The sequence below is a fragment of the Lentilactobacillus otakiensis DSM 19908 = JCM 15040 genome, assembly GCF_001434145.1.
GTDB classification, from domain to species: Bacteria; Bacillota; Bacilli; order Lactobacillales; family Lactobacillaceae; genus Lentilactobacillus; species Lentilactobacillus otakiensis.
Genome location: NZ_AZED01000014.1, coordinates 587,422 through 610,300, shown reverse-complemented (window position 1 = coordinate 610,300; position 22,879 = coordinate 587,422). Strand labels below are relative to the sequence as shown.

Here is a 22,879-nt window from a genome sequence, read left to right as displayed (position 1 = left end):
TTAGCGAAGTTCATTGTACACTTTAAATACTGACAAAATTTTGATTAATTTTAAGAAAGAGGCGTTATACATTGGCAAACAATGCAATTCGAGTTCGTTATGCTCCAAGTCCAACAGGCCACTTGCATATCGGAAATGCACGTACAGCCATCTTTAACTATTTATTTGCCCGACACAACAAGGGTAAGTTCATCATCCGAATTGAGGATACCGACACCAAACGAAACGTTGCTGACGGTGAAAAAAGTCAACTTGATAATTTGAAGTGGCTCGGTCTTGACTGGGATGAAGGTCCTGATGTTGGCGGTGATTATGGTCCTTATCGTCAATCCGAACGAAAAGATATTTACACACCGTTGATCCAACAATTGATCGACGAGGGTAAAGCCTATGAATCATATCGGACTGAGGAGCAATTAACAGCCGACCGTGATGCTCAAAAAGCGCGCGGTGAAATGCCTCATTATGAATACGAATATGCTGGAATGACTGAAGACGAGAAGGCACAAGCAATAGCTGATGCCAAAGCAAAAGGCTTAAAGCCGGTTATTCGTTTCCGTGTTCCTAAGAATCACGAATATACTTGGGATGACATTGTTAAAGGCAAAGTTTCCTTTAATTCAGATACCATTGGTGGCGATTTTGTTATTCGTAAGCGTGATGGCATGCCTACTTATAATTTCGCCGTTGTCTGCGACGATCATTTGATGAAGATCAGCCACGTTTTCCGTGGGGATGATCACGTTGCCAACACACCAAAGCAACTGATGATTTATGAAGCATTTGGCTGGCAAGCACCAAAGTTTGGTCATATGAGTTTGATTATTAGCGCTGACACTGGTAAGAAATTAAGTAAACGTGATGAATCCGTTCTTCAATTTATCGAACAATATCGTAAATTGGGTTATCTTCCTGACGCAATGTTTAATTTCATTTTGCTCTTGGGTTGGTCACCAGTTGGTGAAGACGAAATCTTCAACAAAAAAGAATTCATCAAGATGTATGATGAAACCCGTTTGAGCAAGTCACCAGCTAAATTTGATTCTAAGAAATTGGAATGGATTAACAACCAATACGTGAAGGAAGCTGACAACAGCACCATCATGGACTTAGCTTTACGTCAGTTGATCGCCGGCGGCAATATTCCAGAAAATCCTGACAACAAGACCATTGAGTGGGCGCGTCAATTAATCATGCTGTATAAGCGTGAAATGAGTTACATGGCTCAAATTAACGATATGGCTTCAGTCTTTTTTGAAGAACCTGATCAAATCGACGGAGATGCTTTGGCAGAGATTTCTAACGAGACTGCACCGGTTGTTCTTAAGGAATTCCTTGCACGGATTCAAAAACTCGACATTTTTGATTCCGTTGAAATCTTTAAGACAATCAAAGCAATTCAAAAGGACACTAAGATCAAGGGTCGTCAATTATGGATGCCAATCCGGATTGCCGTTACCCATGAGATGCACGGCCCTGAATTGCCAGAGTCTGTTGAACTGGTTGGTAAACAAAAAGCAATTGAGCATATCAAAGAAACTTTAGCTCAAATTGATAAAGCTTAATTTATAAAAAATATTATTGATTCGATTGGTCTCGTTGCATTTACAGCGAGACCTTTTATTATGGGTTATAGTTAAAGTAATAAAATAATATGAATTATGATATTATTTGACTATAAAAGATAAAGAGAGGAATTCGAAATGTTGCAGATATTTAATACCCTCACACGCAAAAAAGAGAAGTTTGAACCCATTACCCCAGGTGTCGTTAAAATGTATGTCTGTGGCCCAACCGTGTACAACTACATCCACATTGGGAATGCCAGAAGTGCGATTGCTTTTGATACTGTTCGCAGATACTTGGAGTATCGGGGGTATCAGGTGAAGTACGTTTCGAATTTTACTGATGTCGATGATAAGATGATTAACGCTGCCAGAGAAAACCATACGACAGTCGGCGCGATTGCTGATAAGTATATCAATGCGTTTATGCAGGATACTGCTGCATTGAACATTTCCAGCGATGTCATTCATCCACGAGCAACCCAAAACATTCCAGAAATCATTGACTTTGTTAAAACCTTAGTCGATAAGGGGTATGCCTACGATGTTGACGGTGACGTTTATTTCCGTGCGCGAAAGTTTCCAACTTATGGAGCTTTGCCACACATTAACGTTGATCAACTGGAAATTGGTGCCAGTCAACACGTCAATCCTGAAGAAATGGCTAAAAAAGAAGATCCGATTGATTTTGCCCTCTGGAAGAAATCAAAAGGAGACGAAATCTCCTGGGATTCACCTTGGGGTAAAGGACGTCCGGGTTGGCATATTGAGTGCTCTGTGATGTCAACCAAGTACCTTGGCAAAACCATTGATATTCATGGTGGTGGTGAAGATTTGATCTTCCCTCATCATGAAAACGAACGTGCCCAAAGCGAAGCGAATACTGGTCAAACCTTTGTCAAATACTGGATGCATAACGGGTTCGTAACGATTGGCGACGACAACGAGAAAATGAGTAAGTCTTTGGGCAACTTTATTACCGTCCATGACCTGCTCAAGAATCTCGATGGCCAGGTCATTCGTCTGTTGATGTCAACGACTCATTATCGCCGGCCCATTCAATATAGTGATGCCAGTGTGCAAGAAGCCAGCAGCAACCTCAAGAAGCTGCAGACGGCCTTTAATAACCTAACGTATCGCTTGCACAATGCCGATGAAGGTGATGATCCCAAGACTGATCAAGAAGTGCGTCAAATCGTTGCAGATTTCACCGATGCGATGGACGATGATTTCAACGTTCAAAATGGGATTGCTGCCGTTTATGAATTGGCTAAATTTGCCAACACTTATAGTGAACGTCAGACTGTTTTCAAATTAAGTCTCCAATTCATCATTAATACGCTTCGTCAGTTGTCTGGTGTCTTTGGCATTAAGCTTGAACAAAGTGAATTAAAGGATGACGAGATTTGGGACCTGATTCATGAGCGTGAGCAAGCTCGTCGCGACAAGGACTTTATTCGCAGCGATGAGATTAGAGAAGAACTGAAAGCCCGGGGTATCGTATTGGAAGATACGCCACAAGGGACCCGGTTTAGAAAGGAATAACAAGTTTAATGATTGATAATTTTTCCCAATTGAACGGGATCGCACTGGCGTACATGGGGGATGCTGCCTATGAAGTATTTATTCGGCGGCATCTGATCGCCCAAGGCCTGACGAAGCCGAAACGTTTACAGCACGTCGCAACCAACTACGTATCAGCGAAGGCTCAAGCTGCCTTAATTGATTTAATGAAGCAAGATAAACTGCTTAATGACAGGGAGTGGGATTATTTCAAACGCGGCCGAAATGCCAACAGTCATACGCATGCCAAAAACACGGACGTGATTACGTACCGGATTTCAACCGGTTTTGAAGCCGTTTTTGGCTATTTGTCATTGAGTGACCAAACTGATCGGATGAAAGAAATTGCTGATTGGTGTATTGAGCAAGTAGAAAGTGGGAACCTTAAACATGAAGAATGAGAATCATAGTCAGGATCATCGCAATCACGATGATCAGGAGCAGAGTGAAGAATTTGTGATTGGCCGTCATCCGGTTGTTGCCGCTTTAAAGAGCGAGAACCCGGTAAACAAGTTATTTATCCAATCAGGGATCAAAGATGATGACAATATTATCTCGGAAATTATGAAACTGGCTCACAAAAAGCGGTTGGTGATTTCTAAAGTCCCTAAGCAGAAACTTGATAAGCTTTCCAATAACCAGAATCACCAAGGCGTGGTATTATCAATTGCAGCATTCAAATATGCCACGATTGATGAGTTGTTTGCTAATGCCAAGAAGCAAGAAGCAGAGCCGTTCTTTGTGATTCTTGATAATATTGAAGATCCCCATAATCTCGGGTCAATCATCAGAACTGCCGATGCGGCTGGTGTGTCAGGAATCATCATTCCAAAACATCGAGCTGTCGGTTTAACCGCCACAGTTTCAAAAACCTCTGCCGGTGCGATCGAACGGGTGCCGGTTGCTCGGGTAACCAACTTATCAGCAACCATCAAGGAGCTTAAAGAACGTGGCATGTGGGTCTTTGGTACCGACATTTCTGGAACGGATTATCGTCATTGGGATGCCAAAGGTTCCGTGGCCGTTATTATTGGCAACGAAGGTAAGGGAATTTCACCATTGTTAAAGAAGCAGGTTGACGAGATGTTGACCATTCCGATGATCGGCGACATTCAAAGTTTGAACGCCAGTGTCGCTGCCAGCATTCTGATATACCAAGGATTTAATTCCCGTCATCCACTATCAAATTAATCAAAGTCGGTGAGAAATAATGAAAGAAGACCTGTTAATTGTCGATGCCTACAATATGATTGGCAATTGGCCACATTTGAATAAGCTCAAGCAGGCCAACCGGCTAGAAGATGCCAGAGATCAGCTCTTGGCAGAATTGTCTGAGTACAAGAAGTATCGAGACATCAACATGATTGTTGTTTTTGATGCGATGTATGTTCCCGGCAATTCCAAAAGCTTTCGGAAGTTTGACATGGAAATTGTTTGGACGAGCAAGGACCAAACTGCTGATAGTTATATTGAAGCTCTGGCGCATCGCAAGCAGAATCGTTTTACCCAGGTGATTGTGGCGACAAGTGATCAGGCTGAGCAATGGACCATTTTTGCCGCTGGGGCTTTGCGAATCCCTGCTCGGGAATTGCTGAGGGATGTTCAGCGCGCCAAGCAGGAAGTTGACGTTGAGGCACGGAAAATGACCGACAAAGGTCAAGCGTTTAGACACACACCGTTCGATGCCAAACAATTACTCGAACTGGAAAAGCTTCGGGACAAAATGATGCATGACGACCAATAAAAATATCAGTTTACTGATATTTTAAAATTGGTATAGGTGAGACTTTAAGCCCATGAACGCTGGTTCGTCTTGTCGGGATTTGGATTCTCCTTTAATGTTTTTCGTAATTGAGATTGATTACAAAAAATGATGAAGGAGAAAATCAAATGTTATCAAATGAAACTTTTCAGCTTATTAAAGCAGCAGCTAATGAGGACGAGGCGGCATTCGAAAAACTGTTTGCCAAGTATTATCCAATTGTCCGTAAGTTCCATCGTGAATATTATATCAACGGTTGTGACAAGGAGGATTTGGATCAAGAAGCACGAATCGTCTTGTTCCGAACGGCGTGCCGCTTTGAACCTGCTCGGAAATGCAGCTTTGGGACCTTTTATCGCCATAATCTGAGAAATCGGGTCGTTGATATGATTCGGGTGAACAATGCTCAAAAGCGCATCCCAACGGAGCCGTTAACCTCAATCGAAGCAAATGAGTATTTATATTCGACGACTGTTGCGGACAACTCTGCCAGCAACCCGGTTGATTCGGCAATTATGAGCGAGGCCTTTCGGAAGCTTTACAGCAGCTGCTCGCCACTGGAAAAGCGCGCATTTGATATGATGATGAGCGGTAATGGCTATCAGGATCTTGACCCCAAAGCTCAGCGAGGGATCATTAACGCCTTTGAACGCTGTTGGCGCAAATTTGATGGCGAGATAAATTGACTGAATTGTTTTTGAATGCTATTATTACTATGCTTGTAAGGAGGTGCCACAATGGCACAAAGAAAAGTCGCTCTGGCATGTTCAGTTTGCGGATCACGGAATTATACAATTCCTGCCAATCCTAACCGGACGAAGCGCCTTGAGCTCAATAAGTTTTGCAAGTATTGCGGTAAGTATACTTTGCATAAAGAAACTCGTTAATCATAAACGTAAGGGGATAAAATTTTGCGATTAATTAATTTTTTCAAAAAAGTTGCTCAAGAAATGAAGCTGGTTACCTGGCCTGATGCAACTCAGACCCGCACTGATACCAGTACCGTTATTGGCACTTCAATCATCATGGCGATCTTTTTAGGACTTGTTGATTGGATTGTTCAATGGGCATTGCAATTTCTTGCATAGCCATTTTGGCAAAACTTTGATATAGTTAAGTTGTTGAAACCTGCGAAAAGTGTCAGGTTTTTTTATTTGAACTAATTTTGGATGAACTTACGAAGGAGCAGAAAACATGGTCGAGTCAGCAGAAAAACAATGGTACGTATTGCATACTTATTCCGGATACGAAAATAAAGTGAAGATGAACCTGGATAGCCGAAAAGAATCAATGGGTATGCAGGATTACATTTTTAGAACAGTTGTCCCTGAACAAGAGGAACATGAAGTTAAGAACGGTAAAGATAAAATCAAGATGGATAAGACATTTCCTGGCTATGTGCTGGTTGAAATGATCATGACCGATCAAGCTTGGTATATTGTTCGAAACACACCAGGAGTTACCGGATTCGTTGGTTCTCATGGGCAAGGCAGCAAGCCAACACCATTGCTCCCTGATGAAGTTGATTTGGTATTGAAACGAATCGGCATGAGCTCCCGTCACGAAGACTTGGATGTCAGCATCGGTGATACTGTCAAAATCGTTGACGGTGCATTTACTGGACTTGATGGTAAAGTGACTGAAGTCGATAACGAAAAGCAGCGGCTTAAGGTTAATATCGAAATGTTTGGCCGTGAAACCAGCACCGACCTTGACTTTAATCAAATTGATACTGCTCTTTAACCTAAAGTAGGTGGTCATTATGGTATGGATGGCTGTGGTCATCATTCTGTTGGTGGGATATGGCACTGAACGGATCATGGCTCTCGGCAAGCCAAATCCACTTCGAAACGATAGTGATTCGGAAAATGAGTTGGAAGCAATTCCAACACTGTTTATTCCGGGCTACTTTGGTAACCGATTGTCGTTTGGTCGGCTACTAAACCGCCTGACTCGTCAATATCATGCGCATAAATCAATGGTGGTCAAGGTGGGCCGACACGGTGAAATTCGTGTATCAGGTCAATTAAGTCGATCCAAAGCCATGATCCAGGTCCTTTTTGCGGACAAATCGTCTCGACCGCAACAACAAGCAGTGTGGCTTTCAGAGATTTGTGAACTGCTTAAGACCCGTTATGGGGTGGAGCAGGTGAATCTGGTTGGTCATTCGATGGGATGTATTACGATTTTTTGGTTTTTGACCCATCAAAGCAAAATGACACCGGTGGATGTGAAGCATGTTGTCGCGATTGCCGGACCATTTAATGATTCAGAAATTGCCAGGAGTACTGACCAAGTCGACGCCTATCCATTGAACGCCAAAGGTCCAGTGAAGCGGATGCCGATTTATCGAGCGCTTTCGCAACGGATTTTTGCAATTCCCAAAGATATTAAGGTGCTCAACATTGCCGGTCGAATTAGCAACAGCCAGCAGGATGATGGGGAAGTTTCATTAAACAGTGCCTTCTCGTTGAGATATATACTGCGAGAACCGGCTGCTCAGTACCACGAACTTGTGATTCGGGGCAGACGGGCAACCCATCGATTGCTACATGAAAATGCCATTGTTGACAAAAGTATTGCCAAGTTCATTTGGAATGTTTAATTTAGGTTGTTGAATGAATATGTTTATGTTATATTAGTATGGTATGTTTAAGCATACCAACGTGGGAGGAGAAATTTTGATCTCCATTTACCACACACGGACTTAAGGAGGTTATGTCTCGTGGCTAAAAAAGTAGCGAATATTGTTAAGTTGCAAATTCCAGCGGGCAAAGCAACACCTGCCCCTCCAGTTGGTCCTGCATTAGGTCAAGCAGGTATCAACATCATGGGATTCACTAAGGAATTTAATGCACGTACTGCCGATCAGGCAGGGATGATTATTCCTGTAGTTATCACTGTGTATGAAGATCGTTCATTCGACTTCATCACCAAGACTCCACCTGCTGCTGTGTTACTCAAGAAAGCTGCTGGTGTTCAAAAGGGTTCCGGCGAACCAAATACTAACAAGGTCGCAACTGTTACCAAAGACCAAGTTAAAGAAATTGCCGAAACTAAAATGAAAGACCTAAACGCAGCTGATGTTGAAGCAGCAATGCGCATGGTTGAAGGTACTGCACGCAGCATGGGCTTTACTGTCGAAGGATAGTCTAAACCTGTTGCATCAGAACTTTTAACGATGACACACTGTTTCACGTCGCGTGGGAGGTTAATCCGTTATAACCACAAAGCAAGGAGGAAAACACACATGGCTCGTAAAAGAGGTAAAAACTACAAGGCAGCTGTTGAAAAGGTTGATGCTGAAAAGGCATACCCAATCAAAGATGCTGTTCAATTGGTAAAAGATATTGATTTCGCAAAATTCGACTCAACTGTTGAAATTGTGTTTAAATTAAACGTTGATACTAAGCAGGCTGATCAACAATTACGTGGCGCCGTTGTCTTACCTAATGGTACTGGTAAGGAACAAACCGTTGTCGTATTTGCTAAGGGTGACAATGCTAAAGCAGCTGAAGAAGCTGGTGCAGATTTTGTCGGTGAAGCTGACTTAGTTCAAAAGATTCAAGGTGGCTGGCTTGATTTCGATGTTGCAATTGCAACACCTGACATGATGGCTCAAGTAGGACGTTTAGGCCGTGTTCTTGGACCTAAAGGTTTGATGCCAAACCCTAAGACTGGAACTGTTACCATGGATGTTGCCAAAGCGGTTAAAGAATCAAAAGCTGGTAAGGTTACTTACCGGACTGACCGTGACGGTAACGTGGCTGTCCCAGTTGGTAAAGTTTCATTCGATGCCGACAAGCTTGTTGGTAACTTGAAGACAATTGAGGATGTTATTGTTAAAGCACGTCCAGCTTCTGTACGTGGCGTTTACGTTAACAACGTTTCACTTTCAACTACATTTGGCCCCGGCGTCAAAGTTGATCTTGACTCATTCTCAAATGTTGAAGCTTAATTAGTTTCGATTTGAATAAAAAATCCCTAATTGACGATCAATTACTTAATGTGATAGACTGTTAGTTGCTGATATATTCGCCTAAGACTCAGGTGGCTTCCATGCCTTAATATCCTGCCGAGGAAAGTAATTTTACTTTTTTCCTATGTCTGGGTGGGCATAGGGATTTTTTATTAAGTCCCAACAAATACTTTGGGAGGTGAAATTCGTGAGTGAACAAACTGTTGCTGTAAAAGCAAAAAAGGTTGCATCTGTTACTGAAGAATTGAAAAATGCTTCATCTATCGTCATCATTAACTACCGTGGCTTAACTGTTGCTGAAGTTACTGACTTGCGTAAGCAATTGCGTGACGAAGGCGTTAAGATGGAAGTTATCAAGAACAAGGTAATGGATCGTGCTGCTACTGATGCTGGCTTTGAAGATTTGAAACCAACTTTCAATGGCCCAACTGCTGTTGTATTTTCATCAGAAGATCCTGTTGCAGGACCTAAGATCGTCCACAACTTTGCAAAGGCTAACGACAAACTTAAACTTAAGGGTGGCGTTATCGATGGTGAAGTTGCCAGTCTTGATGAAATTACTGCATATGCTGCATTGCCTAGCCGTGAAGAATTGTTATCTACTCTTGCTAACATTCTTCAAGCACCTGTACGCAACTTCGCATATGGTGTTAAAGCTATTGCTGACAAGAAACAATCTGACGATGGCGACGCTGCCTAATCAGAACTAAATAAATTCCAATTAATGGAGGAAAATATAATGGCTTTTGATAAAGATAATATTATTGACCAATTAAAAGATGCTTCAATTTCTGACCTTAACGACTTGGTTAAGTCAATCGAAGACGAATTCGGCGTTTCAGCTTCTGCTCCAGTTGCTGCTGCAGGTGCTGCTGGTGGCGATGCTGCTGCTAAGGATTCATACGATGTTGAATTAACTGAATCAGGTGACCAAAAGGTTAAAGCCATCAAGGCTATCCGTGACATCACCGGTCTTGGTTTGAAAGACGCTAAAGGACTTGTGGATAAGGTTCCATCAATCATCAAGGAAGGCGCTTCAGAAGACGAAGCCAACAAGATCAAGGAACAACTTGAAGCCGTTGGTGGAACTGTTACTCTTAAGTAGTCTTATTAAGATAATTAAGCATTCCAAAAACTGTGTATCGACATTGTCGGTACACAGTTTTTTTGTGCAACTTGGTTGTACAGGATTCAATTAATTGGCATAATAGATGCAAAGTTGTCTATTCAAAACGAAATGATGGTGGAACGATGATTAAGCAGGTTAAAGAATTTATCGATAAACGGATGACAATGATCAAACTCATTTTTGTGTTCTCTGTTTTGATTTTTGTCGTTCGTCAATTAGCAAAGATTATTCGTGAAGTCAACGGCGATCAATTCAAAGCTGTTTTGGCGAGTCAAAGCAAAGGTGCCTTAATCATCATGCTGGTGGTTGGCTTTATCTCCATTCTACCAATGCTGGTGTATGATTATTCGATAGTGCAGTTCTTACCAACAAAATTTTCGCCAAAATACATAGTGCGTAGCGGCTGGGTTGTGAACACTTTTACCAACTTACTCGGGTTCGGCGGCTTGCTTGGCGCAAGTCTGCGGGCTCACTTTTATGGCAAAGGTGCCACCCGGAAACAAATATTATATGCGATCTCCAAAGTTGCTTTATTCCTCATCTCAGGACTTTCTTTGCTGTGTTTGGTTTCACTCATCATGATCTTTGGTTTTGGAATTGGAACAACTTTCGCCCAGTACTGGATTTGGTTGCTGGGTGGCGCTGTCTACTTCCCAGGAGTCATGATTTTTACCAAGGTGACTGACTCTCAATTCTTTAGTGATCTTTCAACCAAACAAGAACTTGTGATGACTGCCGGATCATTTCTTGAATGGGGCAGTGCTCTGGGATTCTTTGTATTAATTGGCTATCTTATGAAGTTGCCAGTCGACTTAAGGCTGGTTGTCCCAATTTTCGTTGTTGCCAACGTTGCTGGGGTTGTTTCGATGATTCCTGGCGGTTTAGGATCATTTGATATTTTTGTCATCATTGGTTTGGGATTTATTGGCGTTGCTCGAAGTGATGCGCTGGTTTGGATTTTGTTGTACCGATTATTTTATTACCTTCTCCCATTCATTGTCGGAACCGGTTTATTTATCCACGACACCGGAACCAAACTGAACAGTTTCTTGGATGACTTGCCACGTCTGTTGATTCAACGCATCGCGCAAGTCTTTCTGACTGGGTTCATGTACTTTTCAGGGATCATGATGTTGCTTTTTGCGACTGTGCCCAATTTGGTGATTGTGAACAAGTTGTACGTTAAACTGTTGCCATATTCAATTTTCTTCGTCAGCCATATTATGAATATCGTGGTTGCATTTCTCTTGATCGGCTTGGCAAGCGGCATTTGGACACGGACAAGACGGGCATTTATGCCAACGGTCTTCGTTTTAATTCTTTCAATTTTCAATACTTGGTTTAATGAAGCGTTCACTTGGCGGATGATTTTGCTGTTTGTCATTATTTTAATTACGTTATGGCTTTCAAGGGCAGTTCTATACCGCGAACGAATGGCAAATTCGTGGGGCGTCCTATTATTTAATAGCTCGATTTTTATCGTGACATTCGTCATTTACACGTTGATTGGAATCGCTGCTAATAAGAAATCACCCTTGCACTTTGACAAAGCGTATCTCTTTCCATCGGCTGGTGCCTGGTTCGTGGGATTTATCGGCCTCATCATCGCTCTGCTGGTTCTTGTTGGCATCAATGCATACTTGACTGCCGGACATCCAGAATGGCTCACACAGCGATTTAACGCTGATCGAGTTAAGGCGGTGATTGACAAATTTGGTGGTAATGAAGACAGCCATCTGGCATTTCTTCGTGACAAGCAAATTTATTTTTATACGGTCGATGGTGAAGATAAAGTATTCTTTATGTACAAAAAAATTGCCGACAAGTTACTGATCATGGGTGAACCAGTCGGAGACCAAGCAAAATTTTCCGTTTCAATTGACGATTTTGTCAAAGAAGCGGATAAATCAGATCTCAAGCTGGTCTTCTATGAAATTAATGAGGAACTTACAATGAGTCTTCACGAAACGGGTTTTGACTTTATTAAAACTGGTGAGGATGGTTTGGTTGATTTGGATGAGTTCACATTAGCTGGCAAAAGGCATCGCGGTGAAAGGGCATTGATGCACAAATTTGACCGCGAAGGCTATCAATTTGAAATTTTACAGCCACCATTTTCAGATGAGTTGATGAAAACTCTCAAACAAATCTCTGACGAATGGCTTGATAATAAAGCCGAAAAGGGATTTTCATTGGGGTTCTTTGATGATTATTATCTCCAGCAAGCTCCAATCACAGTGATGAAAGACAGTCGTGGAAAAATTGTTGCCTTTGCTAATTTAATGCCAGATGGGAATAAGATTACCACTTCCATTGACCTGATGCGTTCATCGGCTGATGCGCCATCAGGAATTATGGATGGCATCTTAATTAACCTGTACGAAACATCTCATGATAAGGGGTACAAGTACTTTGATTTGGGCATGTCCCCATTTTCTAATGTCGGCACTTCACGTTTCAGCTTCACTCAGGAACGGATTGTCCATTTGATTTATCAGTATGGCTACAAGTTATACAGTTTCGAGGGGCTGCGCTCATACAAGGATAAGTACGTCGATAAATGGGAGTCCAAATACATTGCATATTATCGCCGCAGCGGTTTGGTTTACGCTGTGCTACAAATTATCTTAGTGGTCAACCAACCACGCAATAAGAAGCCGGCGGGCCTTGCCAAAGCATTGTGGTACATTATGGATGCCAATCAACCTAAATAAACGGTTACTTATGGATCAGCGACGAAAGCATGTCGGTGATCTTTTTGTATTGAAGTGATGTCGATTCAGTATTCAAAATGTTTACTGAATTTTACCTTGATATAAAGCGGTTTGTTTGGAAACGAATGAAGCGTTTTCATGAAAAATCGGTCACATTCACAAACTAGTTAATTATAAGCTAACTCTTCAAGCATAGCAGGGATTTTAATTGTATTTTACAAGTCATAAAATTGTGATGTTAAGGTTGACAACGCTACCAAAATGAGTTAAATTTTGGTTAGTAAAGTTTACTAAAATATATGTAGAGGGATGAAATTTATGATTTCTGATGACGTACAAAAAGAGTTTAATGACAAGTTTGGTTACGATTCAAGTAGAGTATTCTTTTCACCTGGCCGAATTAATTTAATTGGTGAATATACTGATTTTAATGGTGGCCACGTTTTCCCTTGTGCAATCAGCATGGGGATTTACGCTGCTTATGGTGAAAGAAAAGACAACACCATCAGAATGTTCTCAGGCAATGTACCGGATGCAGGGATTGTTGAAATCTCATTGGATAACCTCGCTTATAACAAGGCTGACAGCTGGACCAACTATCCCAAGGGAATGATGGTTCAAATTATCGAACATGGTTACAAGATTGGCCACGGCTTCGATTTAGCTGTCTATGGTAATCTTCCTGATGCTGCTGGCTTGTCATCATCAGCTGCCATTGAATTACTAACTGGTGAAATTATCAACGATGTCTTCTCACTTGGCATCAGTGAACTTGACCTCGTTAAATACGGCCAATTAGTTGAAAACAAATACATTGGTGTGAACTCAGGAATCATGGATCAATTTGCGATTGGCATGGGCAAGAAGGACCAAGCTGTTTTGCTTGATACCAACACTTTGGATTACGATTACGTACCAGTTGAAATGGGTGACCGTGTGATTGTGATCATGAATACCAAGAAGCACCGTGAGTTGGCAGATTCCAAATACAATGAACGTCGCGCGCAATGTGAAGAAGCCTTGAAACGCTTGCAAGTTGGCTTACCTATCAAATCATTAGGCGATTTAACTGAAAGTGAATTTGATGAAAATAGTTACTTGATTAACGATGATGTTTTAATTCGTCGTGCTCGTCACGCTGTTTTCGAAAATCAGCGAACCCTTCAAGCAAAAGATGCTTTAGTTAACAATGATCTTAAAACCTTTGGTAAGTTAATCAATGCTTCCCACGTTTCGCTCCATTACGATTTTGAAGTAACTGGTAAAGAACTGGATACTTTGGCCGAAACCGCTTGGAAACAACCTGGTGTCGTTGGTGCCCGAATGACTGGTGCCGGATTTGGTGGTTGTGCCATTGCGATTGTCGACCGTGACAAGGTTGACGCCTTCACCAAAAATGTCGGCGATGTCTATGAGAAAGAAATTGGTCATCCTGCAGAGTTCTACATTGCAGAAATTTCAGATGGCCCTAAAGAGATTAAGTAGTTAATTGATTAGAAGGAGGATATTTAAATGGCAATTTTAGTATTAGGTGGAGCAGGTTATATCGGATCACATACGGTTGATCGATTGGTTGAAAACGGCTATGATGTCGCGGTTGTTGATAATTTGGTTACTGGACACAAAGCCGCAATCAATCCCAAGGCCCGTTTTTATGAAGGTGACGTTCGTGACAAGAAATTCATGAACGATGTTTTTGATAAAGAAGATATTGAAGGTGTGATTCACTTTGCTGCCTTCTCCGTTGTCCCTGAATCCATGGAAAAGCCATTAAAGTACTTTGATAACAATACTGGTGGGATGATCAGTTTGCTTGAAGTCATGAATGCCCACAATGTTAAGAAGATTGTCTTCTCATCAACTGCGGCAACTTACGGCGAACCCAAACAAATTCCAATCAAGGAAACTGACCCACAAGTTCCAACCAACCCCTATGGCGAAAGCAAATTGGCAATGGAAAAGATCATGCATTGGAGCGATGTCGCCTATGGCATTAAGTTTGTTGCTCTGCGCTACTTTAACGTTGCCGGTGCTAAGCCGGATGGATCAATTGGTGAAGATCACCATCCAGAAACCCACTTGGTACCAATCATTTTACAAGTTGCTTCAGGTGAACGTGACCAGTTGACGATTTTCGGCGACGATTACGACACCCCAGACGGCACTAACGTACGTGATTATGTACATGTGCTTGATTTAGCCGATGCACACATCTTGGCATTGAAATACCTGCAGGCTGGTAACGACAGTGATGCCTTTAATTTAGGCTCATCAACCGGTTTCTCCAACAAACAAATGTTGGATGCAGCCCGTGATGTCACCGGCAAGCCAATTCCTGCCAAGATGGGTCCACGTCGTGCCGGTGACCCAAGTACTTTGATTGCCGCTAGCGATAAAGCACGGAAGGTCCTTGGCTGGAAGCCACAATTTGATGATGTTCACGAAATCATTAAGACCGCCTGGAACTGGAAAGAAACTCATCCAAAGGGTTATGACGATCAGAAAGGAAATCAGTAAACATGAGCCAATCAGCAGTTGAAAAATTTGTCGATTTAATTATCAAATCAGATTCACCATATTCAGATGTTGACCGGATTTATGTTACCAATCTGATTTTTAGACTGATCGGGGATGGCTTTGGCGATTCAACCGAAGACAGTTCTGCAGTCGATTTGGCCAATGACTTGGTGGATTTAGCAATTCAACATGGCAAAATTGAAGATTCGATTACCAACCGGGAAATTCTTGAGGATCAATTGATGGACTTGATCACACCAATTCCATCGACGCTAAACCATATTTTCTGGAACAAGTATGAACAATCTCCTGATGCAGCCACTGACTATTTCTATCACATGAGTCAGGATAATGATTATATCAAGACTCGGGCAATTGCCAAAAATATTTCTTATGAAACCAAGACAGATTATGGCAATCTTGAAATCACCATTAACCTATCCAAGCCTGAGAAGGATCCTAAGGCGATTGCTGCAGCGGGCAGAGCAAAGTCTACCAGTTATCCCGTAGGACCGTTAGCGATTGAAAACGAAGGCTATTTGGGCCGTCTTGGCTATCCAGCCCGTAGCAATCACCGAGTGATTAGAATGATGATCAACGGTGAACCATGGGGCTTCCAATATTCACCCTATGCTTACTTTGGTGAACATGCGATCTTTCTGAATCAAAAGCACGTGCCGATGTCAATTGACCAACGAACATTCGTTAATTTGACCGATATTATCAAGCAGTTCCCACATTACTTTGTTGGAAGCAATGCTGATTTGCCAATTGTTGGTGGATCATTGTTGGCACAAGACCATTATCAAGGTGGTCGCCACACATTCCCAATGATGAAGGCTAAAATCGATCGTCCTGTTGACTTTGGCATTGATGGCTTGGAGGCCGGTATCGTGAAGTGGCCAATGGCAACCATCCGTCTTCTTAGCAAAGATGCCAATCAAGTTGTTAACGCAGCAAACAAGATTGCCGAAACTTGGAAGAATTATTCGGATGAATCAGTTGATATCCGGGCATACACAGATGGCACCCGCCATCATACCGTGACGCCAATCGCCAGAATGAATGGTGACAAATTCGAAATGGATATTGTTTTACGCGATAACCAAACTTCGGACAAGTACCCAGACGGAATTTTCCATCCACATAAGGATGTCCAACACATTAAGAAAGAAAATATCGGTTTGATCGAAGTGATGGGCCGGGCAATTCTACCAGCTCGTCTGAAGACCGAAATGAAAGAAGTCGAAAAGTATGTCTTAGGTGAAGATAATCAAATTGCTGATTATCACAAGCCTTGGGCAGATGAGTTGATGAAACGCGACAACTTCACTAAAAACAATGTTGAAGAATTAGTCGATGAAGAAGTCGGCAAAGTCTTTGGCAGAGTTCTGGAAGATGCTGGTGTTTATAAGTGGAATGACGAAGGTCAAGCGGCCTTTGATCGCTTCATTGATCAACTTAAATAGCATCATGATGGGGTTGGGACAAACGTGTTTTGTCACCAACCTCATTTTTTTGGTAAAATGGAAGCGGAAACAAATTTGCAACTAAATTAGGAGGCAATTATGAAATTTATTGTGTATAACGTCCGGGATGACGAAATCCCATTCATCGAGAAGTGGGGGAAGGATCATGGTATCGAAGTCAAGTACACGACAACCACTTTGAATCAAGAAACGGTCGAAGAAGCCGCTGGGTTTGATGGTGTTTCATGCCTCCAAACAATTCCATATTCTGCTGAATTATTTGAATCATTTAAAAAAATGGGAATTAAATATTTGTCATTGCGCAACGTTGGGGTTGATAATATTGATCTTCCAGCTGCCAAGGAAAATGGCGTCCGGATTACCAATGTCCCTGCATACAGCCCTGAAAGTATTGCTGAATTTGCTGTGATGATGTCCCTTTATTTATCAAGAAAAGTTGGCTACATGCGTCAGCAATTAGATCAAAAACATCAGTTTCACTTCTCACCAAATTTTATGGGACGATTGATGAGTGAGCAGACTGTCGGTGTCCTTGGAACCGGGCGAATTGGACGTGCAGCCATTAAGTTGTTTAAAGGTCTGGGGGCAAGCGTTATTGCCTATGACAAGTATCCACAAAAAACGACTGATGAATCGTTTGTATATGTCAAGAGTCTTGACGATCTATATAATCAAAGCGATATTATCAGCATTCATATGCCCGCAACTGAAGCCAATTACCACCAATTTAATCATGAAGTGTTTGAGCAGATGAAGGATACTGCACTGCTGATTAATACGGCTCGGGGATCAATTGTTGACACTGATGATTTGATGTATGCGCTGCAAAGTGGTGAGATTGCCGGTGCTGGAATTGATACTATTGAAAATGAGTCTGCTGATCTGCAGGATTCCAGGTCCACCAAACAGGTGACGAATCCGGATGTATTGAAACTCTCAATGATGCCAAATGTTTTGATTACACCGCATTCTGCGTTCCATACCAGTGAAGCTGTTAAGAATATGATTGATATTTCGTTGGGAAATCTGGAAATGATGATGAGCGGAAAGATACCAGCAGATCTGGTGGATTAGATATTGTTAGATACAAATAAGGCTGATACAATTCCTGGTTGGGAGTTGTATCAGCCTTTCTTTGGTGGTTATTTGGATGTTATTTTGTGGAAACGTGTTCCGATGACCCAGGGCCCGGCCACATAAGTAATTAAAGCCAACGACGAACAAGAACCGTTCATCATTGGCTTTAATTACTTATGCTCTGGGCCCTAACCGGGTCTCGTCACACTCTAAATATCGTAATCCGAATCCTTCATTGACTCCACGTTTCCTAACAGATAACCGTTCCCTACCTGTGAGAAGAAATCATGGTTTGCCGTTGAAGTTGAAATTCCGTTCATGACCACCGGGTTGACGTCCTCTGCCGTATCAGGGAAGAGGGGATCTTGACCCAAGTTCATTAGCGCCTTGTTGGCATTGTAACGGATAAAGGTCAATACATCTTCAGTCCAGCCAGTTTGGTCGTACAAGATATGGGTATACTTTTCTTCATTTCCGTACAGTTTATACAAGAAATCATAAATCCAGTTCTTCATATCTTCTTGTTTTTCCTTTGGTAACTGGTTGTAGCCAATTTGGAATTTGTAGCCAATGTAAGTCCCGTGGACTGATTCGTCACGGAGAATCAATTTGATGATTTCGGCGACGTTAGGGATCTTATTATGACCCAAGTACCATAGTGGGGTATAGAACCCAGAATAGAACAGGAAGGTTTCCAAGAAGACACTGGCGACTTTCTTCTTTAATGGATCTGGTTCGTTGGCATAGATATCACGAATCTTGATTGCTTTGTTTTGTAAGAATTCTTCACTGTCACTCCAGTCGAAGATTTCATCAATTTGGTCTGGGGTGTTTAACGTCGAGAAGATTGATGAATAACTTTTGGCGTGGACGGATTCCATGAATTGAATGTTATTCAAAACAGCTGTTTCATGCTGGGTTTGAACATCTTTACGCAATGAAGCCATTCCTTCTTGCGATTGAAGGGTATCCAACAAGGTTAAGCCGCCAAATACGTGGCCAACCACCCACTGATGGTCTTGGTCTAAAGTCCGCCAATCTGATAAATCGTTTGACAATGGGATCCGGGTATCCAGCCAGAACTGTTCAGTTAACTTTTCCCAAGTTGCCTTGTCGATTTGGTCATCGATGGCGTTCCAATTAATTGCTTTATAATTCTCAGTCATGAATTTCTCCTTTAAATGACGCAGCTTTCACACTCATTAGAGCCAACTTCTTGTTGATCATCAGTGAAAGTTCGAATGTAATAAATTGATTTAACACCTTTTTTGTAGGCGTAGTTTCTCAAAATGTTCAAGTCTCGAGTGGTCATCTTGTCTGTCCGACCATTTTTCCATTCATACAATCCTTCTGGGATCGTTGAACGCATAAAGAGGGTCAATGCCATGCCTTGATCAATATGCTCCTGAGCGGCGGCGTAGATATCAATGACTTTGCGCATATCCATATCATAGGCTGATGTGTAGTAAGGCATGGTATCGTTTGAAAGGTATGGCGCTGGGTAATAGATCTTACCGATCTTTGACTCTTGTCGTTCTTCAATCCGGTTGATGATTGGATGAAGGCTGGCAGTGGTGTCATTGATGTATGAAATTGAACCATTAGGAGCGACTGCCAGACGGTTTTGGTGGTAGAGACCGTATTTCATGACTGATTCTTTGAGAGCTTCCCAATCTTCTTTTGAAGGAATCCAGTCGTCTTTAAACAATGCTTTAACTTCAGCGGACTTTGGTGCAAATGATTCATCAAGATACTTATCGAAGTAACTTCCATCAGCATACTTGCTGTTTTCGAAGTTGCCAAATGTTTCTTTGCGTTCTTTGGCGATCTTGTTAGATGCAACTAGGCTCCAATAGTTTAAAAGCATGAAGTAAACGCTGGTGAACTCAACTGATTCTGGTGAACCATAATACATATGATGTTTAGCCAAAAAGCTGTGGAGACCCATACCACCTAAGCCGATTGAATGGGACTCTTTATTACCCTTTTGGATTGATGGTACAACGTCGATATTGGAATGGTCAGTGACAAATGTTAGTGCTCGAACCATGCTTTCAACGGAGTGGCCGAAATCATCGCCAGCCATCATATTATTGATATTGGTTGATCCCAAGTTACATGAGATATCTTTGCCCATTTTAATGTAATGCTGTTGGTTATCAACAGTCGACGGGGTCTGAACTTGGAGAATTTCTGAACACAGGTTACTCATTACAATGCGACCGGCAATTGGATTGTCGCGATTGGCAGTGTCAATATTAATGATGTAGGGGTAACCGGATTCTTGTTGAAGCTTACTAATTTCAGTTTCCAAGTCTCGTGCTTTAATCTTCTTTTTAGAGATCTTGTCATTAGCAACTAAATTGTCATATTCCTTTGTAATGTCGACATATGAGAATGGCACACCGTACTCGCGTTCTACATCGTAAGGGCTGAACAAATACATATCGGCATTTGCTTTGATTAGTTGATAAAACTTGTCAGGAACGGTGACGCCAAGCGAAAGAGTCTTCAAACGGATCTTTTCGTCTGCGTTTTCCTTTTTTGCACCCAAAAATTCAATAATGTCTGGATGAAAGACGGATAGATAGACCACACCGGCACCTTGACGTTGGCCCAACTGGTTCGAGTATGAAAAACTGTCTTCCAACAGCTTCATAACTGGAACAACACCGGAAGCTGCCCCTTCAATATGTTTGATGGGTGCGCCGGCCTCACGAAGATTGGAAAGATTAATCCCAACTCCACCACCAATTCTTGAGAGTTGGAGAGCTGAGTTGATTGTTCGACCAATCGTATTCATGTCGTCGGTCGTTTGGATCAAGAAACATGAAACAAACTCACCACGATTTTCACGTCCGGCATTCAGGAAGCTTGGGGTGGCAGGTTGGTAACGTTGATGAACAATTTCGTCAGCCAAGTCCATGGCAAGCTTTTCATCACCATCGGCGAAGAAGAGCGCATTAGCAGCAACTCTATCCAAAAAGCTTTCCAAATATGAATCGTTGTCGTTTGTTTTCAACGCATATTGGGCATAGAATTTATAGGCTGCCATGAATGATTTGAAATGGAAGTTTTGATCGTTCAAATATTGATATAATTTTTCAATGAATGACATCTGATACTTGTTAACGAAATCTGCTTCATAGTAATTGTTTTCGATTAAGTAATCAAAACGATCCTTAATACTGTCAAACTTCATCAGGTTTGGCTGAACGTTTTCTTTCAGGAAAGCTTGGAGGGCTTCCTGATCTTTTTGCAATGGGATTTGACCATTGACTGGGATGTTAATTTCATTGTTCAAGTCGAAGTATGTAACATCCTTTAGGTTGTGAAGTGACATATTTAGTACCACGCTTTCTTAGGAATTAGGAATAAAAGGGGGCGAGACCGTTTGTGGTTTCGCCCGCTAATCTAAAATCAATATGTTAGAATGGATAAAGGCAATTAGCCGGCAATCGACTGGAGTTGATCTGGTCTAAAGCCGCTGAATGCTTGCTTACCATCAACATCAACAACGGGTACAGCCATGAAGCCTCGTTGCTTGAGGTAATCAATATATTGTGGTTGCTCGTTGATGTTGTGTTCCTCAAATTGAACATTGTGTTCTGAAAGGTAACGTTTCGTCATTTTGCATTGCATGCAGTTGTTCTTTGAATATAGTGTAATTTTAGCCATTATAAACACTTCCCCTGTTTCGTTAAAATTTAATTTATGATTCAAGTTTACACTAAATAGTGTGAAATGCAACGATTAAAACACAATATATTGTGATAAAACTAATTGTAAGCACCAAATATGGGTAACGATTGTGAAAGACAAAATAGGAGATTTTTATGACAGACAATTCATTTTACTATTCCAAGCATCCAGATGTTGAATCCCAACCGATCACATGGAACTTTGTGTTGCTTGGAAACAACTTAGTGTTCACTTCTGACAACGGTGTGTTTTCTAAGCATACGGTTGATTACGGCAGTCGTGTCTTGGTGAACAACATTAACTATGACATCATTCCTGACGGTAAGCTTTTAGACATGGGTACCGGATATGGTCCGATCGGAATTTCAATCGCCAAAGCATTTCCCGCACGCCAAATCGATATGGTTGACGTCAACGAATTGGCGTTGGAATTGGCCAAACAGAATGCCGCGGAAAATCGCGTTGAGAATGTGCACATCTTTGAGAGCGACATATATGAAGCAATCAAGGATGATTATGCCGCAATTATCACCAATCCACCCGTTAGAGCGGGTAAAAAAGTCGTTGATGCGATGATCTCCGGAGCTGTTGATCATTTGGTCGACGGTGGAACACTAACTGTTGTTTTGCAGAAGAAGCAAGGGGCGCCGTCAGCAAAAAAATTAATGACAAAGTTATTTGGAAACTGCACAATTTTAAAAAGAGATAAGGGATACTACATTTTACAAAGCATTAAGAAATAGTGAGGGCTCAAAATGTTTCAAGCTGATAGTCGTTTTATGAAGGCTGCTTTAGTCGAGGCTCAAAAAGCATACATGATTGGTGAAGTTCCAATCGGCGCAGTCGTTGTTCATAACGGTCTGATCGTTGGCCGTGGGCACAACCTCCGTGAACATCTGAATGATGGCATTGCCCATGCTGAAGTTTTAGCAATTGAGGAGGCCTGCCGTGCCTTACAAAGTTGGCGACTGGTTGATTGTGATCTTTACGTGACGATCGAACCCTGTCTGATGTGTTCGGGTGCAATCATTAATTCACGAATTAAAAATGTTTGCTTCGGTGCCCGCGATCCAAAAGCGGGTGCGACAAGAAGTCTCTACACCGTTTTAGAAGATTCTCGGCTTAACCACCAAGTTCACGTTGTTGAAGGTGTTTTAGCAGATCAATCTTCCCAAATCATGAAAGATTTTTTTAAAGCAGCCCGCAAGAAAAGAAAGATTAAGACTGGCAATTCTTAAACATTTAAGTTATGATAGATATTGCCGCAAGGCCCTGAGGCAAGGGTCGGGTTACGAATTGTGTCAGGTCCGGAAGGAAGCAGCACTAAGTATCATCAACCTTGTGCCTCTTGTACATAGAACTTTCGCTCTCAGCAAATTTT

Annotated in this window: 25 protein-coding genes, 1 other RNA gene and 1 other annotated feature; of the genes, 23 read left to right on the top strand and 3 right to left on the bottom strand. The window is 41.9% G+C overall.

Annotation, left to right across the window (positions count from 1 at the left end):
- Positions 1-71: 71 nt before the first annotated feature.
- The 20 genes from gltX (at position 72) to FD05_RS11915 (ending at position 17,919) form a co-directional block, all read left to right on the top strand.
- Positions 72-1,565, top strand: coding sequence for a glutamate--tRNA ligase (gene gltX, locus FD05_RS10540; RefSeq protein ID WP_020279962.1), 1,494 nt, complete (start codon positions 72-74; stop codon positions 1,563-1,565).
- A 138-nt stretch (positions 1,566-1,703) separates the two neighbouring features.
- Positions 1,704-3,110 carry a cysteine--tRNA ligase gene (cysS, locus tag FD05_RS10535; protein WP_020279963.1) on the top strand — a complete coding sequence of 469 codons (1,407 nt, stop codon included), beginning with the start codon at positions 1,704-1,706 and terminating at the stop codon, positions 3,108-3,110.
- An 8-nt stretch (positions 3,111-3,118) separates the two neighbouring features.
- Complete coding sequence (locus FD05_RS10530) at positions 3,119-3,529, top strand: Mini-ribonuclease 3 (RefSeq protein WP_020279964.1); 411 nt, start codon at positions 3,119-3,121, stop codon at positions 3,527-3,529.
- Entirely contained in the window at positions 3,519-4,319 is an 801-nt protein-coding gene (rlmB, locus tag FD05_RS10525) for a 23S rRNA (guanosine(2251)-2'-O)-methyltransferase RlmB (RefSeq protein WP_051990568.1), read from the top strand. Before FD05_RS10530 ends, rlmB begins: the two co-directional genes overlap by 11 nt.
- Before the next feature lie 19 nt (positions 4,320-4,338).
- Positions 4,339-4,872 carry an NYN domain-containing protein gene (locus tag FD05_RS10520; RefSeq protein WP_020279966.1) on the top strand — a complete coding sequence of 178 codons (534 nt, stop codon included), beginning with the start codon at positions 4,339-4,341 and terminating at the stop codon, positions 4,870-4,872.
- Between the two features lie 146 nt (positions 4,873-5,018).
- Positions 5,019-5,576: a sigma-70 family RNA polymerase sigma factor gene (locus tag FD05_RS10515; RefSeq protein WP_020279967.1), complete on the top strand. Its 558-nt coding sequence runs from the start codon at positions 5,019-5,021 to the stop codon at positions 5,574-5,576.
- Positions 5,577-5,627: 51 nt separating this feature from the next.
- Positions 5,628-5,777 carry a 50S ribosomal protein L33 gene (gene rpmG / locus FD05_RS10510; protein ID WP_008858258.1) on the top strand — a complete coding sequence of 50 codons (150 nt, stop codon included), beginning with the start codon at positions 5,628-5,630 and terminating at the stop codon, positions 5,775-5,777.
- Between the two features lie 24 nt (positions 5,778-5,801).
- Positions 5,802-5,978 (top strand): preprotein translocase subunit SecE, encoded by a 177-nt coding sequence (gene secE, locus FD05_RS10505; RefSeq protein ID WP_020279968.1) that lies wholly within the window; start codon positions 5,802-5,804, stop codon positions 5,976-5,978.
- A 106-nt stretch (positions 5,979-6,084) separates the two neighbouring features.
- Positions 6,085-6,633, top strand: a complete 549-nt coding sequence (nusG, locus tag FD05_RS10500) for a transcription termination/antitermination protein NusG (RefSeq protein ID WP_020279969.1) — start codon at positions 6,085-6,087, stop codon at positions 6,631-6,633.
- 19 nt (positions 6,634-6,652) lie between these two features.
- Positions 6,653-7,495 (top strand): alpha/beta fold hydrolase, encoded by an 843-nt coding sequence (locus tag FD05_RS10495; RefSeq protein ID WP_039932223.1) that lies wholly within the window; start codon positions 6,653-6,655, stop codon positions 7,493-7,495.
- 120 nt (positions 7,496-7,615) lie between these two features.
- Complete coding sequence (gene rplK / locus FD05_RS10490) at positions 7,616-8,041, top strand: 50S ribosomal protein L11 (protein WP_013728260.1); 426 nt, start codon at positions 7,616-7,618, stop codon at positions 8,039-8,041.
- 99 nt (positions 8,042-8,140) lie between these two features.
- Positions 8,141-8,848, top strand: coding sequence for a 50S ribosomal protein L1 (rplA, locus tag FD05_RS10485; RefSeq protein WP_020279971.1), 708 nt, complete (start codon positions 8,141-8,143; stop codon positions 8,846-8,848).
- 62 nt (positions 8,849-8,910) lie between these two features.
- Positions 8,911-9,029, top strand: a sequence feature (ribosomal protein L10 leader region).
- A gap of 27 nt (positions 9,030-9,056) precedes the next feature.
- Positions 9,057-9,569 carry a 50S ribosomal protein L10 gene (gene rplJ, locus FD05_RS10480; protein ID WP_020279972.1) on the top strand — a complete coding sequence of 171 codons (513 nt, stop codon included), beginning with the start codon at positions 9,057-9,059 and terminating at the stop codon, positions 9,567-9,569.
- Positions 9,570-9,608: 39 nt separating this feature from the next.
- Positions 9,609-9,974: a 50S ribosomal protein L7/L12 gene (gene rplL, locus FD05_RS10475; RefSeq protein ID WP_020279973.1), complete on the top strand. Its 366-nt coding sequence runs from the start codon at positions 9,609-9,611 to the stop codon at positions 9,972-9,974.
- A 146-nt stretch (positions 9,975-10,120) separates the two neighbouring features.
- Positions 10,121-12,712, top strand: coding sequence for a bifunctional lysylphosphatidylglycerol flippase/synthetase MprF (gene mprF, locus FD05_RS10470; RefSeq protein WP_020279974.1), 2,592 nt, complete (start codon positions 10,121-10,123; stop codon positions 12,710-12,712).
- A 318-nt stretch (positions 12,713-13,030) separates the two neighbouring features.
- Positions 13,031-14,197: a galactokinase gene (locus tag FD05_RS10465; RefSeq protein WP_020279975.1), complete on the top strand. Its 1,167-nt coding sequence runs from the start codon at positions 13,031-13,033 to the stop codon at positions 14,195-14,197.
- A gap of 27 nt (positions 14,198-14,224) precedes the next feature.
- The gene (galE, locus tag FD05_RS10460) at positions 14,225-15,229 is read left to right on the top strand and encodes a UDP-glucose 4-epimerase GalE (protein WP_020279976.1); all 1,005 of its coding nucleotides are present in this window, start codon (positions 14,225-14,227) and stop codon (positions 15,227-15,229) included.
- 2 nt (positions 15,230-15,231) lie between these two features.
- A complete protein-coding gene (locus FD05_RS10455) occupies positions 15,232-16,698 on the top strand; it encodes a UDP-glucose--hexose-1-phosphate uridylyltransferase (protein ID WP_020279977.1) in 1,467 nt (488 codons plus the stop codon).
- A gap of 99 nt (positions 16,699-16,797) precedes the next feature.
- Positions 16,798-17,793, top strand: coding sequence for a D-2-hydroxyacid dehydrogenase (locus FD05_RS10450; RefSeq protein ID WP_020279978.1), 996 nt, complete (start codon positions 16,798-16,800; stop codon positions 17,791-17,793).
- A 3-nt stretch (positions 17,794-17,796) separates the two neighbouring features.
- Positions 17,797-17,919, top strand: a complete 123-nt coding sequence (locus FD05_RS11915) for a hypothetical protein (protein WP_020279979.1) — start codon at positions 17,797-17,799, stop codon at positions 17,917-17,919.
- An 86-nt stretch (positions 17,920-18,005) separates the two neighbouring features.
- Here FD05_RS11915 and nrdF read toward each other — a convergent pair whose 3' ends face one another.
- The 3 genes from nrdF to nrdH form a co-directional block, all read right to left on the bottom strand.
- Positions 18,006-18,962, bottom strand: coding sequence for a class 1b ribonucleoside-diphosphate reductase subunit beta (gene nrdF / locus FD05_RS10445; RefSeq protein WP_020279980.1), 957 nt, complete (start codon positions 18,960-18,962; stop codon positions 18,006-18,008).
- Between the two features lie 11 nt (positions 18,963-18,973).
- Positions 18,974-21,139, bottom strand: coding sequence for a class 1b ribonucleoside-diphosphate reductase subunit alpha (gene nrdE, locus FD05_RS10440; protein WP_020279981.1), 2,166 nt, complete (start codon positions 21,137-21,139; stop codon positions 18,974-18,976).
- Between the two features lie 104 nt (positions 21,140-21,243).
- Complete coding sequence (nrdH, locus tag FD05_RS10435; RefSeq protein WP_013728176.1) at positions 21,244-21,474, bottom strand: glutaredoxin-like protein NrdH; 231 nt, start codon at positions 21,472-21,474, stop codon at positions 21,244-21,246.
- Between the two features lie 158 nt (positions 21,475-21,632).
- Between nrdH and FD05_RS10430 the strand changes: the two genes are divergently transcribed.
- The 3 genes from FD05_RS10430 to ffs all read left to right on the top strand — a co-directional run bounded on the left by FD05_RS10430 (position 21,633) and on the right by ffs (position 22,854).
- Positions 21,633-22,241, top strand: a complete 609-nt coding sequence (locus tag FD05_RS10430; protein WP_020279983.1) for a class I SAM-dependent methyltransferase — start codon at positions 21,633-21,635, stop codon at positions 22,239-22,241.
- A 12-nt stretch (positions 22,242-22,253) separates the two neighbouring features.
- The gene (gene tadA, locus FD05_RS10425) at positions 22,254-22,736 is read left to right on the top strand and encodes a tRNA adenosine(34) deaminase TadA (RefSeq protein ID WP_020279984.1); all 483 of its coding nucleotides are present in this window, start codon (positions 22,254-22,256) and stop codon (positions 22,734-22,736) included.
- Positions 22,737-22,767: 31 nt separating this feature from the next.
- Positions 22,768-22,854: signal recognition particle sRNA small type (gene ffs / locus FD05_RS11565), an RNA gene on the top strand.
- Positions 22,855-22,879 lie beyond the last annotated feature (25 nt).

What these genes read in the sequence shown, in the direction of transcription:
- FD05_RS10530 (WP_020279964.1), top strand. Translation starts at nt 3,119, where the DNA reads ATGATTGATAATTTTTCCCAATTGAACGGGATCGCACTGGCGTACATG.
- rlmB (WP_051990568.1), top strand. Translation starts at nt 3,519, where the DNA reads ATGAAGAATGAGAATCATAGTCAGGATCATCGCAATCACGATGATCAG.
- mprF (WP_020279974.1), top strand. Translation starts at nt 10,121, where the DNA reads ATGATTAAGCAGGTTAAAGAATTTATCGATAAACGGATGACAATGATC.
- FD05_RS10430 (WP_020279983.1), top strand. Translation starts at nt 21,633, where the DNA reads ATGACAGACAATTCATTTTACTATTCCAAGCATCCAGATGTTGAATCC.
- tadA (WP_020279984.1), top strand. Translation starts at nt 22,254, where the DNA reads ATGTTTCAAGCTGATAGTCGTTTTATGAAGGCTGCTTTAGTCGAGGCT.
- rpmG (WP_008858258.1), top strand. Translation starts at nt 5,628, where the DNA reads ATGGCACAAAGAAAAGTCGCTCTGGCATGTTCAGTTTGCGGATCACGG.
- FD05_RS10450 (WP_020279978.1), top strand. Translation starts at nt 16,798, where the DNA reads ATGAAATTTATTGTGTATAACGTCCGGGATGACGAAATCCCATTCATC.
- nrdE (WP_020279981.1), bottom strand. Translation starts at nt 21,139, where the DNA reads ATGTCACTTCACAACCTAAAGGATGTTACATACTTCGACTTGAACAAT.
- rplL (WP_020279973.1), top strand. Translation starts at nt 9,609, where the DNA reads ATGGCTTTTGATAAAGATAATATTATTGACCAATTAAAAGATGCTTCA.
- FD05_RS10495 (WP_039932223.1), top strand. Translation starts at nt 6,653, where the DNA reads ATGGTATGGATGGCTGTGGTCATCATTCTGTTGGTGGGATATGGCACT.
- FD05_RS10465 (WP_020279975.1), top strand. Translation starts at nt 13,031, where the DNA reads ATGATTTCTGATGACGTACAAAAAGAGTTTAATGACAAGTTTGGTTAC.
- nrdH (WP_013728176.1), bottom strand. Translation starts at nt 21,474, where the DNA reads ATGGCTAAAATTACACTATATTCAAAGAACAACTGCATGCAATGCAAA.
- rplA (WP_020279971.1), top strand. Translation starts at nt 8,141, where the DNA reads ATGGCTCGTAAAAGAGGTAAAAACTACAAGGCAGCTGTTGAAAAGGTT.
- nusG (WP_020279969.1), top strand. Translation starts at nt 6,085, where the DNA reads ATGGTCGAGTCAGCAGAAAAACAATGGTACGTATTGCATACTTATTCC.
- FD05_RS10455 (WP_020279977.1), top strand. Translation starts at nt 15,232, where the DNA reads ATGAGCCAATCAGCAGTTGAAAAATTTGTCGATTTAATTATCAAATCA.
- FD05_RS10515 (WP_020279967.1), top strand. Translation starts at nt 5,019, where the DNA reads ATGTTATCAAATGAAACTTTTCAGCTTATTAAAGCAGCAGCTAATGAG.
- cysS (WP_020279963.1), top strand. Translation starts at nt 1,704, where the DNA reads ATGTTGCAGATATTTAATACCCTCACACGCAAAAAAGAGAAGTTTGAA.
- FD05_RS10520 (WP_020279966.1), top strand. Translation starts at nt 4,339, where the DNA reads ATGAAAGAAGACCTGTTAATTGTCGATGCCTACAATATGATTGGCAAT.
- galE (WP_020279976.1), top strand. Translation starts at nt 14,225, where the DNA reads ATGGCAATTTTAGTATTAGGTGGAGCAGGTTATATCGGATCACATACG.
- nrdF (WP_020279980.1), bottom strand. Translation starts at nt 18,962, where the DNA reads ATGACTGAGAATTATAAAGCAATTAATTGGAACGCCATCGATGACCAA.